At 71.7% G+C, this 15236-nt stretch carries 13 protein-coding genes; all 13 read right to left on the bottom strand.

Features of this window, described 5'->3' with window-relative positions:
• Positions 1-4: 4 nt before the first annotated feature.
• Positions 5-1513 (bottom strand): PH domain-containing protein, encoded by a 1509-nt coding sequence (locus tag D7X96_RS09945; protein WP_158616154.1) that lies wholly within the window; start codon positions 1511-1513, stop codon positions 5-7.
• Complete coding sequence (locus tag D7X96_RS09950; protein ID WP_147468271.1) at positions 1503-1988, bottom strand: PH domain-containing protein; 486 nt, start codon at positions 1986-1988, stop codon at positions 1503-1505. Before D7X96_RS09950 ends, D7X96_RS09945 begins: the two co-directional genes overlap by 11 nt.
• Positions 1989-2062: 74 nt before the next feature.
• Positions 2063-2755 (bottom strand): VOC family protein, encoded by a 693-nt coding sequence (locus D7X96_RS09955; RefSeq protein WP_121769589.1) that lies wholly within the window; start codon positions 2753-2755, stop codon positions 2063-2065.
• Positions 2752-4167, bottom strand: a complete 1416-nt coding sequence (locus D7X96_RS09960) for a multicopper oxidase family protein (RefSeq protein ID WP_120546988.1) — start codon at positions 4165-4167, stop codon at positions 2752-2754. The genes D7X96_RS09955 and D7X96_RS09960 overlap by 4 nt, the downstream gene beginning before the upstream one ends.
• The gene (locus D7X96_RS09965) at positions 4145-5539 is read right to left on the bottom strand and encodes a TolC family protein (protein ID WP_121769590.1); all 1395 of its coding nucleotides are present in this window, start codon (positions 5537-5539) and stop codon (positions 4145-4147) included. Before D7X96_RS09965 ends, D7X96_RS09960 begins: the two co-directional genes overlap by 23 nt.
• Before the next feature lie 186 nt (positions 5540-5725).
• Positions 5726-6379, bottom strand: coding sequence for a methyltransferase family protein (locus D7X96_RS09970; protein ID WP_121769591.1), 654 nt, complete (start codon positions 6377-6379; stop codon positions 5726-5728).
• Positions 6380-6446: 67 nt separating this feature from the next.
• Positions 6447-6992 carry an RNA polymerase sigma factor gene (locus tag D7X96_RS09975; RefSeq protein WP_120546985.1) on the bottom strand — a complete coding sequence of 182 codons (546 nt, stop codon included), beginning with the start codon at positions 6990-6992 and terminating at the stop codon, positions 6447-6449.
• Entirely contained in the window at positions 6989-10117 is a 3129-nt protein-coding gene (locus D7X96_RS09980) for an efflux RND transporter permease subunit (protein WP_121769592.1), read from the bottom strand. Before D7X96_RS09980 ends, D7X96_RS09975 begins: the two co-directional genes overlap by 4 nt.
• The gene (locus D7X96_RS09985; RefSeq protein ID WP_121725392.1) at positions 10107-11303 is read right to left on the bottom strand and encodes an efflux RND transporter periplasmic adaptor subunit; all 1197 of its coding nucleotides are present in this window, start codon (positions 11301-11303) and stop codon (positions 10107-10109) included. Before D7X96_RS09985 ends, D7X96_RS09980 begins: the two co-directional genes overlap by 11 nt.
• Positions 11300-12529 carry a TolC family protein gene (locus D7X96_RS09990; protein ID WP_233610269.1) on the bottom strand — a complete coding sequence of 410 codons (1230 nt, stop codon included), beginning with the start codon at positions 12527-12529 and terminating at the stop codon, positions 11300-11302. Before D7X96_RS09990 ends, D7X96_RS09985 begins: the two co-directional genes overlap by 4 nt.
• Before the next feature lie 105 nt (positions 12530-12634).
• Positions 12635-12952, bottom strand: coding sequence for a hypothetical protein (locus D7X96_RS09995; protein WP_121725393.1), 318 nt, complete (start codon positions 12950-12952; stop codon positions 12635-12637).
• 75 nt (positions 12953-13027) lie between these two features.
• Positions 13028-13894, bottom strand: a complete 867-nt coding sequence (locus D7X96_RS10000) for a peptidoglycan recognition protein family protein (RefSeq protein ID WP_121769594.1) — start codon at positions 13892-13894, stop codon at positions 13028-13030.
• 101 nt (positions 13895-13995) lie between these two features.
• Positions 13996-15099 (bottom strand): ornithine cyclodeaminase family protein, encoded by a 1104-nt coding sequence (locus D7X96_RS10005; protein ID WP_121769595.1) that lies wholly within the window; start codon positions 15097-15099, stop codon positions 13996-13998.
• Positions 15100-15236: the final 137 nt, after the last annotated feature.

The following is a 15236-nucleotide window of genomic DNA, read 5'->3' on the forward strand; positions in this document are numbered from 1 at the left end:
GCGGCTACGCGGGAAGCCGGGCAGCCGGTCGCGGTGCTCGAGACACACGGCGGGCCGGGAGCACGTCGATGAGGGCCTGGGCTTCCTCCCAGCCCACGCTGGGCAGGACGACGTGTGAGCCCGCTACGTCGATGCGCACGTGGCCGATCCCGTAGCCCCGCTCCAGCGGTCCCTGTCTCGCTCGCACGGACTGGATGCGGGAGCGCTGCACCACCGTCGTGCGCCTTCGCCAGAAGCCCTGGCGCACCACCACCAGGGTCTCCGTGACGAGCCATCCCTGGAAGCGCCAGTCGAACCAGGCGCCAAACAGCTGCGCGGGGAGCAGGAGCCAGGCGACCGCGCCCCAGGCTCCCATGAACCAGGTCGCGGGCGCCGCCACCAGCACGCTCAGGCCCACCGCGCGAATTCGTGCTCGCAGGAGCGCCTTGGGATGCGCGCCCCGGAAGGGCAGGGTGTCGGGCAGCTCCGGCACGAACTCCCGCAGCAGCTCCGGCATGCGCGCCGTGGGCACCACCGGCACCAGCAGCTCCGCGCGGTCCGCGGCTTCCTTCCCCGTGCGGACGCCCGCCGTCTCCACCTCCACCGAACCGAAGCCCAACGTGCGGCGCAGCAGCGGTTCGTCCAGCACCACCTGCTGGACGCGTGCCCTTCGCACCGTCACCTGCCGGCGGGTGATCAGCCCTCCCACCGCTCGCAGGTGCGTGCCCGTGTCCACCAGCCGGAAGCCATGGAACCGCAACACCGCTCGCGCGCCACTCACCAGCCAGAGGCCGAACAGCCCCGCGAGCGCCGCCACCGCCGCGGACAGCCAGACCATTCCCGGCGCCGCCAGCGCTTCCCAGTGCGCCTCCATCCACGGCAGCAGCAGCTTGTGGAAGGTCTCCATGATTTCGTGCATCGCGCCCATCACCACCGCGATGACACCGACGCCCAGCGCGGTCGCGCCGTAGAGCAGCAGGCCTCCCAGGCTCGCTTCGGAGAGCACCCGCTCCGCCGGGACTTCCGCGCCGGGCAGCGCGGCAGGACCTTCGCCCCGGATGACCTGGAGGGATTGGATCAACGCCTGGGCGTCCTCCGGCGCCAGTCCGCGCAGATGGCCGTCCGCCTTGCCTCCGGAGGCCGTCTCCACCTTCACCTCCACCAGCCCGAGCAGCTTCGACACGAAGGGCTGCAAGACCTCCGTGTTCTGCACCCGCGCGGCTTCGATGAAGCGGGACGTCTTCGTGAAGACGCCGGAGCGGATCTCCAGCTGGGCATCCACCACGCGGTAGCTCGTCGTGGCCACTTCGTAGAGCCCGGCCGCCAGCAGCGACAGGGCCATGCCCATCACGATGACCCAGACGAACGCCGGCAGGCCGCGCTCATGCGCGAAGTACGTGGGCAGGAGCGCGCCCAGCAACACGCGTCCGATCATCCCCGACAACGGCACCAGGGCCGCGAGCGGCGCCTTCGGGCTCAGACGCTTCCAGGACACTTCTTCCGGCGAGGCCAGCGCCACCGGCTCAGACGACATCGTCGGCCTCGCGCCGCACCAGCCGCTCGCGCAGGGCATCCGCGGTCTCTCGCGTCAGGCCGGGAATCTCTCCGTCCGCGCCGCTGCCCGCGGCCGTGTAGATCTGCAGGCGCGCGAGCCCCAGCGAGCGCTCGATGGGGCCCTGATGCACGTCCACGTGCTGGATGCGCCCCGCCGGGATGGACACCACCTCATGCAGGAGCACGCCGTGGGAGATGACCAGGTCGTGCTCGCGCAGCGCCCAGCCCCAGCGCTCGTGCGCGCGCTGCGGATACCACGCCGTCAACACGCTCAAGCCCAGGACCACCGCGCACGGCAGCAGGAACGGCCAGTGCTCGTTGCCCGCGAAGTTCAACCCCAGCGCCACGGCGAAGGCGATTGCGCCGAAGATGGCCATGCGCAGGAGCGCCCGGATGCGGAACAGCGTGAGCGCTCCGCGAGGAAGGCGTTCCAGCGTCGGCAGAGGGGCGGTCATGGAGGCCTCCAAGGGGACCGCCAATCTACTCCATCACGCCCGTGAAGCTGAACAGGGCTTCATGTTCTTCCAGGTTACAGGGCCTGACGCAGGCCGAACGCGGCCCGGTGCAGGTCCTCGCAGGGCGCGACGCGTGTTCCCTCCGGCATGACGTGCGGGCCGCCAGCCACCCGGCCTCCACCTTCGACGACCGCCGCGAGGGCCCGGTCCAGGTCATCGACGGCGAAGTAGAAGAGCCAGTGCGGATGGATGTGCGGGAGGCGCGCGGTGCTGCATGCGGCTCCCACGCCGCGCCCGTCCTCGCGCCAGGTGAACTGTTGATACGTCCCGACCTCGGGGGACAGCTGAAGGGCCTCGGTGGGCCGCCAGCCGAAGAGGTCGATGTAGTGAGCCAACGCCCGGCCGTGGTCGGCCGTGTGCAACTCATGCCACGCCAGCTCCGGGTGCGTGGCCCGCCCGGTCCTGGAGGTCAGTGCGACCACCGCGCCCAGCGGATCCCGCAGCACGGTGGAGGCGATGCCCTCGCTGGACTTGCGCGGTGGTCCCAGCCGCTCGGCCCCCCGCGCGGCGAACTGTTGCACGGCGGAGTCCAGGTCGGGCACGTGGAGGTGCCCCAGCCAGTGGCTCGGGGCACCTCGGGCGGCGGCGGCTTCGGGCAGCGGGGACACCTCCTGCGTGACGTCCGCGCCCAGCACGTTCGCGTAGAAGCGCCGCGCCTCCTCGGGCCTGGGAGACCGCAGCTCGTACCAGCAGAAACCGTTCGTCATGGCGTCCCCACGTCGATGCCGTCCCGGCGCAGTTCGTCGTCATGGGCGAGCTGCGCCAGCGTTCCCGGAGGCGCCGTGTACCAGCCTGGATCGCCGTAGCCATCCAACCGGTCCCTCACCTTGAGGATGGTGAACATGCCGCCCATGGTGATCTCATCATAGGGGCCCTTGCCTCCCACCATGGGGATGGAGTTCGCGGGCATGGGCATGTGGTGCATGCCTCCCATGTCTCCCATGCCCGTCTGTCCCATGGTCATGTAGCCGGGCAGCAGCGGGCGCACCTTCGCGTCCAGGCCTCCGGGCTTCACGCCGATCATGTTCGGGATGTCGTGGCCCATCTGGTTCATCACGTGGTGGGTCATGTGACAGTGCATGGCCCAGTCGCCGGGTTCGTCCGCCACGAACTCGATGGTGCGCGTGCTCCCCGTGGGCACCAGCACCGTCGTCTCCGGCCACTGCGCGCTCTCCTGGATGCGGCCTCCGTCCGTCTCCGTGATGCGGAACTGGAAGCCGTGCAGGTGGATGGGGTGGTGGTCCATCGCGCTCAGGTTGCCGAAGCGGATCCGCACCCGCTCGCCCTTGCGCACCACCAGCGGCTCCGTGCCGGGGAACGCCTTCGCGTTCATCGTCAGGATGTTGAAGTCCGTCATCTCGTTGGGGTCCGGACGCCGCGTGCCCGGATCGATGCGCCACTCGTGCAGCATGATGGCGAAGTCCCGGTCGATGCGCGGCCCCACCGGCTTGCGCGGGTGGATGACGAACATCCCCACCATGCCCATCGCCATCTGCGTCATCTCGTCGTGGTGCGAGTGATACATCCCCGTCCCCGACTGCCGCACCGTGAACTCGTACTTGTAGGTCTCTCCCGGCGCGATGGCCTTCTGGTTCAGCCCGCCCACGCCGTCCATGCCGCTGGGAAGCAGGATGCCGTGCCAGTGCACCGTGGTGGACGCGGGCAGCCGGTTCGTGACGTAGAAGCGCACGCGGTCGCCCTCCACCACCTCGATGGTGGGCCCGTGCACGTGGCCGTTGTAGCCCCAGCACAGCGCCTTGAGGCCGGGGGCGAACTCGTGCTCCACCTCCTGGGCCACCAGGTGGAAGACCTTCACGCCGCCTACATCCTTCCACGGCAGCTTCGCGCCGTTGGGCACGACGACGGGCCGGTAGTCGCGGCCCTCCCTTCCGGGCGGCAGATGCGACTGGCGGGCGGTCTTGCCGCCCGTGTCCGCGGCGGACCCTTCACGCGGGCCCTTCGCGCCGGGCACGCTGGATTGCGCCTGCGCGGTGCGGCCATGCATCAGCAGGGCACCCGTCGCCAGCGTGGCGCCCGTGCGCGCGAGCAGTCCGCGACGCGTGAGCACCGGGGCCGGGTGGGTGTCTTCGGTTTCGTCAGTGGGCTTCATGGTGCTCATGGGTGGGTTCGGGCGTAGGCGTGGGTTCAGGCGACGGGGCGGACACGGGCACAGGCAAGCGTCCGCCCACCAGCCGCTCCAGGTCGGCCCGCGCCATCCAGTAGTCGCGGACCGTCTCCAGGTAGGCCCTCCAGGCCTCCACCTGCTCGCGCCGCGCGAGGAGGAGGGCCGGGAGGCCAATCTGCATGGCGTTGTACTGGCGCTGGGACTCATCGAGGATGGTGGTGCGCAGCGGGAGCACGACCTTCTGGTAGCGCTCCGCCATGTTCCGCAGCGTCACCAGCTTCGCCCTCGCCGCGCGCACCTCCGAGCGGGCGTTGACGGCCAGCTCCATCAGCCGGTCCTCGCCCTGGCGGTGCTGCGCTTCCAGTTTGGCGATCAGCGCCTGACGCTGATCGAAGATGGGCAGCTCCAGTGACAGCGTGGGGCCCAGCAGGCGCGGCCCGTTCGCGTCCTGGTGCGTGTGCACGCCCACCTCCACGCGGCCGAAGAAGCGCGTGCTGCGCGCCAGCTCCAGCGCGTTCCACAACAGCGAGACCTGCTTGCGGGCCGCGTCGATGTCCAGCCGCTGCTCGATGGCGCGCGTCTCCAGGCGTTCCAGCGACGCCTCGGAGGCGGGGACCTCCGGCAGCTTCCCGGTGAGCGTCCAGGCCACCCTCGGCCCGTAGAGGCCCATCAGGCGGTTGAGGTGTTCGCGCGCTTCAACGAGCGCCAGCTCGTCCTGGGCCAGCTCCAGGCGCGCCTGCTCCAGCGCGGCCTGCTCCGTGGCCAGGGCCAGCACCGTGATGTTGCCCGCGGCGCGCTGCCGCTGGGACAGGTCCGCCGCCGCGTCCGCGGCCTGGAGCACCTCACGGCGCAGCGCGACCAGCTGCTGCCGGGCCTGCACCTCCGTGAACGTCTGGCGGACCTCCGCCGTGGTGACCAGCGCTTCGTGCGCGACGCGCAGCGTGTCCGCCAGGAACTGCTCCTTCGCCACGCGCTTGCGCAGGGGCAGCGTGAAGAGGTCCACGAAGCTCTGGACGATGGAGAACTCGTGCTCGATGCCGCCCTCCGAGGACAGCGGGAAGCCGATGCTCCCGTCGAAGGAGGGGTTGGTGAGCAGCCCGGCCTGCACCATGTCCGCCTGGGACACGCCCAGCTCCTCGTACGTCCCCTGGAGCGCGGGGTTGTTGAGCAGCGCCACCTCCACGGCGTGGTCCGACGTGAGGCCGCCGGCCAGCAGGGCGTCCAGGTGCTGCTGCACCTGTGCGTCCTCCGGCGTTCCCTGATTCCAGCGCGTCTTCAACCCTGTCCGCTCCTCCACGAGCGCGGCCACTTCCATGTGGCCGCGCTCCTTCTGCACGGACGCGCAACCACCGAGCAGCAGAACCATGGGGAGCCAGGGAGATTTCCAGTGCACTCGAGACCTCGAAATGGGCGTGCCCGTACGGCAGCCAGGACACCGGCGCCTGTCGAGCAAGGGCCGGGCCACGACGTTTGAAATCGCAACCACGTGGAATGACAGCGTCAGGCGGCGCACGTTCGCATGGGCGCTTCGTGCGAGGTGTGACCGCCGACGTCACACTGTGATGCGCGAAGCGGCGTCCAGGCCGGGGGCTTCGAGCCGGCCCACCCCCGGGATGAAGCGGCCCACGCGCGCCGCGTAGCGCTGATACGCGCCGCCGTGCAGGCGCAAGAGGTGGTCCTCCTCCAGCCGCACCTGGAGCGACACCAGCAGCACGTAGTCGAGCCAGCCCATCACGGTCCACGCGCTCGGCGTCGCGAGCGCCATGCCCGTCACCACCACGAGCATCCCGCTGAAGATGGGGTTGCGCACGACGCCGAAGAGGCCATCCGTCACCAGCTCCGTCCGGTCCGAGTCGATGCCGATGCGCCACGACGCGCCCATCTCCACCTGCGCCCGCACGGTGACGATGAAGCCCACGGCCACCAGTGCCCAGCCGCTCCACCGGAGCGCGGCGGGCACGTGCCACACGCCCAGCGCGGACTCACCCAAGGCCAGGTGCGCCGCGCTCCAGAGCACGATGGCGCCCATGAACAGCGCCATGCCCACGCCGATGACGCGCTGGAGCGGCGGGCCGGAGCGGTGCAGCACCAGCGCCGGGCGGCCGGTGCGGCGGCGCAGTCGCACCGACGGCAACACCATGGCGAAGAGGAGGAAGGCGAGGGTGGCGGCGGGCAGGGCCGGCCGGGTGAAGGTGGCGACGTCCATGAGGATGACCTCCAGCTGCGTTCCCCCACGCTGACGCCCGGCCCCGCGCGCTCTTACAGCGGATTTTTCACGCGGGCGCGCAGTCGCAGTCCACGCAGCCCTCCGCGCAGCAGTGGCCGCACAGCTCCACCAGCTGCTGGCCCAGGGCCTTGCGCGCGCGGTGCAGGCGCACGGCCGCGTTGTTGGCGGAGATGCCCGCCTCCTCGGCGTACTGGGCCACGGACAGCCCCTCCAGGTCCACCCGGCGCACGGCCTCCGCGTACTCGGGCTTGAGCGTCCCCGCGAGCCCCGCCACGCAGCCGCACACCGTCGCCTCCAGGCCGCTCGCGTCCTCGGTGGACAGCGGCTGTTCGTGGGACAGGGACTCCAGCGCGGTGACCTCCCGCTGGCCCCGGCGGTGGCGGTCCACCAGCGCGTTGCGCAAGAGCCGGTAGAACCAGGCCACCGCGCTCTGCTCCTCGCGCAGGGAGCCTCCCTGTTCCATGCCCTTCACGAACGCGGCCTGAAGCACCTCGCGCGCCGCCTCCTGGCTCCCCACACGCGGCGTGAGGAACGCGAGGAACGCATGGTGATGGCGCAGCAGCGCGTCCAGCGCTTCCGGTGACAAGCTCATGCGGAGTGCTTTCTAGCAGCCCGCCGCGCCGCGACGCGCTCCTGGAAGCCATGCACCAGCGCGTAGAACGTGGGCAGGGCCAGCAGCGTGAAGAGGGTGGACGTGACGAGCCCGCCCACCATCACCACCGCCAGCGGACGCTCAATCTCCGTCCCATGCAGCGGCAGCACCAGCAGCGGCAGCAGCCCGAGGATGGCCGTGCCCGCGGTCATCAGCTTGGGCCGCACGCGGCCGAGGCTCGCCTCGCGCACGGCCTCCGCGAAGGGCTTGCCCCGGCGCATCAGGTCCTTCGTCTGCGCCACCAGCACCAGGCCGTTCTGCACCGCGATGCCGAACAGGCCAATGAGCCCCACCAGGCTGGACACGTTCCACGTCTCTCCTGCGATCAGCAGCGCGAGGATGCCGCCCACGAACGCGTCCGGCAGCGTGGCCAGGATGACCAGCGCCTCCGCCACGGAGTCCAGCGCGAGGTAGAGCAGCACGAACACCGCGAGCAGCGCCAGGGCGATGGCCACCGTCAGCGCCTGCGCCGCGCGCTCCTGGCTCTCCACCTTGCCGCCCACGTCCACGAAGTAGCCCGTGGGCAGCTTGAGCTGCGTGGCCAGCACCTCGCGCACCTCCGCCGCCGTGCTGCCCAGGTCACGGCCGGACACACCGGCCTCCACCGCGATGCGCCGGCTGCCCGCCTCGCGGCGCACGCTGCCCGCGCCGGAGGTCTCCTCGATGGTGGCCAGCTGGCTCAGCGGGATGCGCGTGCCGTCGTGCCCGTCCACCAGCAGGTTGCGCAGGGCGTTCACGTCACCCCGGCGGTGATCCGCCAGCCGGAGCACCAGGTCGTAGCGGCGCTGGCCGCGCCAGATCTGCGCGAACTCCTCGCCCACCAGCCCGACACGGATGGCCCGGATGACATCCCCGGGCGTGAGCCCCACGCGCGCCACCGCGGCGCGGTTCACCGTGACGCGCAGCTGGGGCAGGCCGCTCAGCCGCTCCACCCGCAGGTCCTCCACGCCGTCCACCTTCGCCATCAGCGCGCGCGTGCGCTCCGCGAGCTCCGCCAGCGTGTCCAGGTCCGGCCCGAAGACGCGCACGGAGAGGTCCGCGGGGCTGCCTCCCAGGCCCTCGTCGATGCGCATCCCCAGCGGCGTGGTGAAGAGCACCGACACGCCGGGCACCTTCTCCAGCGCCTCGCGCATCCGCGACTCCAGCCCCTCGCGGCCGCCCGTGGAGTCCTTCTTGAGGACCACCAGCACGTCGGACAGGGTGTGGGGCATCGGGTCCTCGGTGCGCTCGGCGCGGCCGGTGCGCCGCACCACGTCCTCCACCTCCGGGAACTGGCGCAGCACGTCCTCCACGCGGTGGTTGAGGCGGTCCACCTCGTCCAGCGACGCCTCCGGCGGCAGCACCGTCTGGAGCAGGAACGCGCCCTCGTCCAGGCGGGGCATGAAGTCACTGCCCACCATGAAGGCCAGCCCCAGCGCGGGCACGGTGATGGCCAGCGCCACCACGCGCACCAGCCCCGCGTGGCGCATGCACTTCTCCAGGACGGGCGCGTACGCGGCCTTCACCTTGCGGATGATCCACACGTCCTCCGGCGAGTCCTCCTCCGGCGCGCGCAGGAGGAGGCCGGACACCACCGGCACCAGCGTGAGCGCCAGCGCGAGCGACGCGGCCAGGCACGCCACCACCGCCGCCGCGAGCGGCTGGTACATGCGGCCCTCGATGCCCGTCATCGCGAACAGCGGGATGAACACCGAGACGACGATGAGCGTGGCGAAGGCGATGGGGCGGCCCACCTCCATCGCCGCCGCCAGCGCCTCGTCGCGCACCGGGCGGCGGCCCTTGCCCTCGCGCAGGTCGTGGATGACGTTCTCCACGACGATGATGGCCGCGTCCACCAGCAGGCCCACCGCGATGGCCAGGCCTCCCAGCGTCATCGTGTTCAACCCGATGCCCGCCGCCTTGAGCAGCAGCCCCGCCAGCGCCAGCGACAGGGGCAGGGTGAGCGTGACGATGAGCGCCGCGCGCCAGTCCCCGAGCAGCAGGAAGAGCACGCACACCACCAGGAACGCGCCCAGCAGGATGGCCCGGCCCACGCCGCCCAGCGCGGAGCCCACCAGCTCCGACTGATCGTAGACGACGCGCAGGCTCACGCCCGGAGGCAGCGAGCGGCGCAGCTCCTCGATGGCCGCGCGCACGCCTTCGGCCACGCGCACGGTGTCCGCGCCGAACTGCTTGCTCACGCGGCAGCTGACGACCTCCCCCTGGAGCCGGTGCGCCATGCCCCGGCGCACCGCGGGGGCCTCGCGCACGTCCGCCACGTCTCCCAGCAGCACCGGCGTGCCGTCCCGCAGCGCGACCACCGTGTTGCTCAGGTCCTCCACCGTCTCCGCCCGGCCCAGCGCGCGCACGGTCCATTCCATGGGCCCCTGCGTGACGAAGCCGCCGGACGCGTTGACGCTGGCGCCCTCCAGGCCGTGCTGGACCTCGTCCAGGGTGATGCCTCGCGCCACCAGCTGATCCGGATCCAGCAGCACCTGGAACTGGCGCAGGTAGCCGCCCAGCCGCTCCACGCCCGCGACGCCGGGCACCGCGAGCAGCCGGTTCTTGATGTCGAACTCCGCCAGGTCGCGCAGCGCCATCAGGTCCGCGGTGCCGGGCTGGGCCTCCAGCGTGAACTCGAAGACTTCGTTGAGCCGGCCGGTGAGGCTGGACACCAGCGGCGCGTCGGTGCCGGGCGGCAGCTCGCCCTCCGCCTGCGCCACGCGCTCCACCACGTACTGGCGGCTGCGGAAGTAGTCCGCGTCCGGTTCGAACTCCACCGTCACCTGGGTGACGCCCAGCTGCGACGTGGAGCGGATGCGGCGCACCTGGGGCAGGCCCGCCAGCGCCACCTCCATGGGGATGGCCACCGCGGTCTCCAGCTCCTCGGCGCCCATGGCCGGGTTCTGCACGATGACGTTGAAGATGGGGGCGGACAGGTCCGGGAACACGTCCTGGCGCAGGTTGCGCAGCGCCACCGCGCCAAAGGCCGCCAGCGCCAGGACGATGACGACCGTCAGCCCCGGCCGGGAGAACGACGCGCGCAGGATGCGCCCCGGCAGCGTCGTGCGGGCATCAGTGTCCATGCTCGTCGCCTCCGCCCTGGGACTTCTCGACCTCGGCCTTGAGCAGGAACGCGCCCTCCACCACCACCTCGTCGCCCACGGCGAGCCCCTTCAGGACCTCCACCTGCGTGCCCAGGCTGCGGCCCCGGCCGACCTCGCGCTGCTCGAAGACGCCGGCCTCCGGCGTGGGCAGGAACACCACCCAGCCGTTCTCCAGCCGCTGGAGCGCCGCCGCCGGCACGGCCGTGAGCGTGGCGCCGGGGTCTCCCAGCGGGATGGACGCCGACGCGGACATGCCCGGCCTCAGGAGCCCCTTGGCGTTGTCCAGCTCCAGGCGCACGGGGATGGTGCGGCTGCGCGGATCCACGCCCTGGCCCACGTGGCCCACCTTCGCGGCGAACTCCTGGCCGGGGAACGCGGCGAAGGTGACGCGCGCCTCTGCTCCGGGTTGCAGGCGCACGGCGTCCCGCTCGAACGCGTGCACGATGAGCCACAGCGACGACAGGTCTCCAATGCGGAAGAGCGCCTGCGACGGATCCGCCATCTGTCCCAGCCGCGCGGTGCGCTCCACGACGGTGCCGTCGATGGGCGCCTTGAGCACGAAGCCGGACGTGCCGTCACCTCCGGCACCGCCCGCGCCCAGGGACGTGAGCGCGGCCTTCGCGGCGGCCACGTCCGCCTCCGCGGCGGCGGCGTCCGCTTCGGCGGCCTGCGCGTCCTTGCGCGCGACGATGCGTTCATCCGCGAGCGAGCGCTTGCGGTCCGCGGCCTGACGGGCGGCGGTGGCGCGGGCCTGCGAGGCCTGGAGCTCCGCGCGGGCACGGCCCAGCTCCGGACTCTGGAGCTCCGCCAGCCGCTGGCCCTGCTTCACCGCCTGGCCTGTCGTCACGGCCACGGAGGCCACGCGCGCGGAGACAGGCGAGGTCACCTCCGCGTACGCGTCCTCGCTGAAGGACAGCTCGCCCAGCGCGGTGACGCTCTCTCCGCCCGGACGGGCCTCCACCTTCGCGGTGGTGACGCGCAGGTCGCGCAGCATCTCCTTGGGGACGTGCACGTGGATGACGTCGCCGGACTCGACGTGGAGCTTCTCCTCGGCCCCCTCGTCGTGCCCGTGTTCGTCGTGCGCGTCGTCGTGTTCCGCCTTGGAGGACTTGCAGGCGGTGAAGCCCACGAGCACGGCAATCATCAGCAGCAGGGTGGGCTTCATGGCAGGACTCCGGTTTCCACTTCGAGCTGCACTCGGGCAAGGGCCAGCCGCAGGAGTCCATCGAGCCACGCGGCCCGCGCCTCCAGCGTGTCGCGCCGGACGAGGAGGAAGGCCGCGAGGTCCATCTCCCCGGCGTCATAGGAGCGCTGCGCCAGCGCCTCGTTGTCGTCCAGGAGCGGCAGCACCTCCTGCAGGACGCCGAGCGCGTCGCGGCTCGCGCGGTAGCGGTCGGTCGCGGCCTGGACCCGGGCGGGGACCACCAGTCGCGCGGCGCGAAGCTCTCCTTCGGCGCGGCTTGCGTCCGCTTCGCTCACGAGGCGCGCTTCCTGTCCCCGGGCGAAGAGGGGCAGGGGGACGCTCAGCGTTCCCAGGAACACCGTCTCGTCCGCCTCCTTCTGGTAGCGCGCGCCCACGGTCACGTCCGGCAGCACCTGCCGCCGGCCCAGCGTCGCGGCGGCCTTCGCCCGGGCCTGCTCCTGCTCCAGGGCCACCACGTCCGGGCGCGTTCCACCTCCGTCCGGTGGCGCGCGTGGAGGCGCCAGGGCCAGCGACCGCAGATCATCCTCGAAGGAGGCCGGGGCCGCCGCGCGGTAGCCCAGCTGCCCCTCCAGCTCCGCCCGCAGCGCGTCGACTTCACCCGACGCGACCTGGACCTCCGAGCGGGCCCGGGCGTGCGCGACCTTGGCCACGTTGACGTCCACCGCCGGCACGTCACCGGCCGCGTAGCGCTTCTCCGTGGCCTGGACCGTGCGCGCCGTTGCCTCCTCCACGGCGGCCACCAGCTTCCGCCGCTCGCGGGCCTGCAACAGGCGCAGGTAGGCGGCGGCCACGTCTCCCAGGACGAGCCGCTCCGCGTCGCGCAGGCGGGCCTCTTCCATGGACAGGCCGGCGCGCGCCGCCTCCCGCCGCAGGCCCTGCTTGCCGCCCAACTCGAAGGGCTGCGACAGGCCCACCGCGACGTCCAGACCGTGGTCGCCATTGGGGAGCCGTCGCGGACCTACCTGGACATCGAGCTGGGGGTTCTCACGCAAGAGCGGCGCGGCGCTCGCCAGGGGGCCCTGGGCGGCGCGCACGCGGGCCCGGGCCTCCACCAAGGCAGGGGCGTGCTGGCGCGCGAGGGTGAAGGCGTCCTGGAGCGTGATGCGGGAGGGATCCGCGCCACCGGGGCGCGGCCATAACAGGGCGGCGGCCAGCCCGAGGGCGGCCGTCGCGGGGCGGATGGACACGGAGGAAGACCTCTTCGGAAGAAGGCGGCCGCGCATCCATGCGCCCGGGCATGTGGCCGGGCACACCGGTGGCGGGGCGCGTGCGAACGACGAAGGACGCGGGCCTTAAACGAGAGGGACTATCGGGGGATGCAGGATGTCATCCGCGTCCGCGGACGACGGCTCGGAGGCTTCGAGCACGATGGGGAGCTCCTGTCCCCGAGAACTCATGAGCCCCGGCAGCGGTACGGCGACGGCCAGGGGCTTCACGTGCGTGCAGCAGGTGCAGTCCACGCAGGTGGGAGCGCACTGGCCCTGCGCGTCGTCATCCGCGCAGCCCGTGAGGCACGTCTCCGCCTGCTGCGCCGGCCCGAAGGCATGCGCGAGCCCGCCCCCGATGGGAGCGAGCAGGACCAGGCAGAGGATGAGCCAGAGTCGAAGCACCGGGGCGCTCTTCTAGCACCTTCCGGCGCGCGTGTGCATGCCGCCAGTGGGGCAGGGTGGCGAGACGGCCGCTGCTCAGCCGCCAATGCCCTTGCGCAGGCGGGCCCAGTCGAAGTTGGCCGCCGGGTCGTCCTTGCGGCCCTTGGGCACGGCCACGTCCTTGTGCCCGACGATGTTCTTCATGGGCACGTCGTACTCCTGCTTCAGGTAGCCCACGAGCTTCGTCAGCGACTTGTACTGCGCCTCCGTGAAGGCCGTCTTGCCGCTGCCGTCGTTGACGATCTCGATGCCGATGGAGCGCGCGTTCACGTCCGTGGGCACGCCGTGCAGCTCACCCTTGCCCGCGTGCCACGCGCGCTTGTCGTCACCGACCAGCTGGTAGATCTTCCCGTCGCGGTCCAGCATGTAGTGCGCGGACACCTTGCTGTCCTTGTTGCGCATCCACGCCAGGTCCCCGGAGCCGTTGTTGGTGCCGGTGTGGTGCAGCACGATGGCGTCGATGTCCGCGCCGTTGCGCGAGTCGCTGTTGGGCGAGGGCGCGCTCACCACCGCGGGCTTGGTGAACTTCCCGGGCTGGGTGGGCGGAGGCGTCGTCGTCTTCAGCGCCTTGGCCAGCGCCGCCGCCGTCTGCGTCCCGTAGTAGCCGGTGGCGGAGATCTTGTGGTCCGCCTGGAACTTCTTCACCGCCGTCTCGGTCTGCGGCCCGAAGGAGCCGGCGCCCGAGTTCATCTGCGCCTGGGTCATGTAGCCCAGCTTCACCAGCCCCTGCTGCAGCTGCTTCACCTTGGCCCCGGAGTCACCCTTGCCCAGCCCGGCCGCCGGCGCCGTCAGGGCGGTGGACGCGGCCGCGGCGCGAGGAGCGGCGGCGGTGCGGGGGGCCGTGGCGGCGGTGCTCGCGGGCGCGGAGGCGGTGGCGCGGGTGGAGGGGGCGCGGACGGTCATGGCGTATGATTCCAGGAAGATTGGACAGTTGTTTCTTCCGCGATTATCGACCGGGGCGTCCGGAAGTTGTGTGCCGGGCGTGAAACGAAACCGGCCCGGTGTCAGCTCCCCGTGGCCCGGCGCGGCGACTCGGTGTGCGCGGCTGTGTCACCGCGCACCTGGGAGTAGGGGTCCAGCGGATCCCCTCCCAGCGACTCCAGCTCCACCCACGTGCCCAGGCCCATGCGCCGCGCGTGGTCCAGCAGGAGGCGCGTCACCACGTGGTCCTCCAGCGCGTGGCCGGTGGAGTCGAACACCGTGTTGCGCTCGCGCCAGCCGAGGAACTCCTCCGGCTGCTGCACCACGGTGGCCAGGTCCGGGCCAATCTGGTCCGGGTGGAGCTGCTGGCACTCACCCTCCAGGCGCGCCTGGGCGGGGAAGTCCGGCACCACGAGGCTGCGGCGCAAGAGCGCCAGCGGCAGCTCCGCCTTGCCCGGCTGATCCGCGCCCACGGCATTGACGTGCGCGTGCGGCTGCAACGCGTGGCCGGAGATGACGGCCCCCGCGCCCGGAGCGACGGTGGTCGCGGTGCAGAGGATGTCGGCGCGCGCCTCCAGGTCCGGCAGCGGCGTGGGCCGCACGTCCAGCCCCAGGAACGCCACGCGCCGCACGAAGGAGCGCGTCGCGTCCGGATCAACGTCGTGCACCAGGACCTGCTCCAGCCGGAACACGCGGCTGAGCGCGTGCAGCTGCGACACGGCCTGCGCGCCGCAGCCCACCAGCCCCAGCACCCGGCTGTCCGGATGCGCGAGGTAGCGGCTGGCCACCGCGGACGCGGCGCCGGTGCGCAGCGCCGTGGCGAACACGCCGTCCATCACCGCCAGCAGGTGGCCCGTCTTCACGTCGTAGACGCTGTGGGACGCGACCAGCGTGGGCAGCTTCGAGTCCCCCCGGTTGCCCGGAAGGGAGGCGGACACGCGCACGGTCAGGCTGTCCCCGCGCCGCAGGGCGGGCATCCAGCCCATCGTCCCGGAAGGCCGGGACTCGCCCGCCACCTGGAAGCCCTCCCGCTTGGGGACCTGCAGGACGGATTCGTCGAATTCCCGCAGCGCCACGGTCAGCGCGTGGATGAGCTCGTCCATCAGGACGTCCAGACCCACGCCCTCCACGAGCGCGCGCAAGTCAGTGGGACCGAGCAGCAGGGTGCGGAGAACCGGGAGCGTCATGCGCGCGGAGTCTACGCCCCTGACAGGAATTGCAACGGGTCAGTTTTGATTACGAATTCCTGTCTTGCTGTGGGTTTTGAATACAGGTGCAGGGAACAAGGTGGCGAAGGGGTTGTGTTGGATGCGGGCGCTCGACA

The sequence above is a fragment of the Corallococcus interemptor genome, assembly GCF_003668875.1.
Taxonomy (GTDB): Bacteria; Myxococcota; Myxococcia; order Myxococcales; family Myxococcaceae; genus Corallococcus; species Corallococcus interemptor.

Coding starts and splice junctions, on each gene's coding strand:
- D7X96_RS09965 (WP_121769590.1), bottom strand. CDS start 5,539: ATGGTTCTGCTGCTCGGTGGTTGCGCGTCCGTGCAGAAGGAGCGCGGC.
- D7X96_RS10005 (WP_121769595.1), bottom strand. CDS start 15,099: ATGACGCTCCCGGTTCTCCGCACCCTGCTGCTCGGTCCCACTGACTTG.
- D7X96_RS09970 (WP_121769591.1), bottom strand. CDS start 6,379: ATGGACGTCGCCACCTTCACCCGGCCGGCCCTGCCCGCCGCCACCCTC.
- D7X96_RS09955 (WP_121769589.1), bottom strand. CDS start 2,755: ATGACGAACGGTTTCTGCTGGTACGAGCTGCGGTCTCCCAGGCCCGAG.
- D7X96_RS09950 (WP_147468271.1), bottom strand. CDS start 1,988: ATGACCGCCCCTCTGCCGACGCTGGAACGCCTTCCTCGCGGAGCGCTC.
- D7X96_RS09980 (WP_121769592.1), bottom strand. CDS start 10,117: ATGGACACTGATGCCCGCACGACGCTGCCGGGGCGCATCCTGCGCGCG.
- D7X96_RS10000 (WP_121769594.1), bottom strand. CDS start 13,894: ATGACCGTCCGCGCCCCCTCCACCCGCGCCACCGCCTCCGCGCCCGCG.
- D7X96_RS09985 (WP_121725392.1), bottom strand. CDS start 11,303: ATGAAGCCCACCCTGCTGCTGATGATTGCCGTGCTCGTGGGCTTCACC.
- D7X96_RS09975 (WP_120546985.1), bottom strand. CDS start 6,992: ATGAGCTTGTCACCGGAAGCGCTGGACGCGCTGCTGCGCCATCACCAT.
- D7X96_RS09960 (WP_120546988.1), bottom strand. CDS start 4,167: ATGAGCACCATGAAGCCCACTGACGAAACCGAAGACACCCACCCGGCC.
- D7X96_RS09945 (WP_158616154.1), bottom strand. CDS start 1,513: ATGTCGTCTGAGCCGGTGGCGCTGGCCTCGCCGGAAGAAGTGTCCTGG.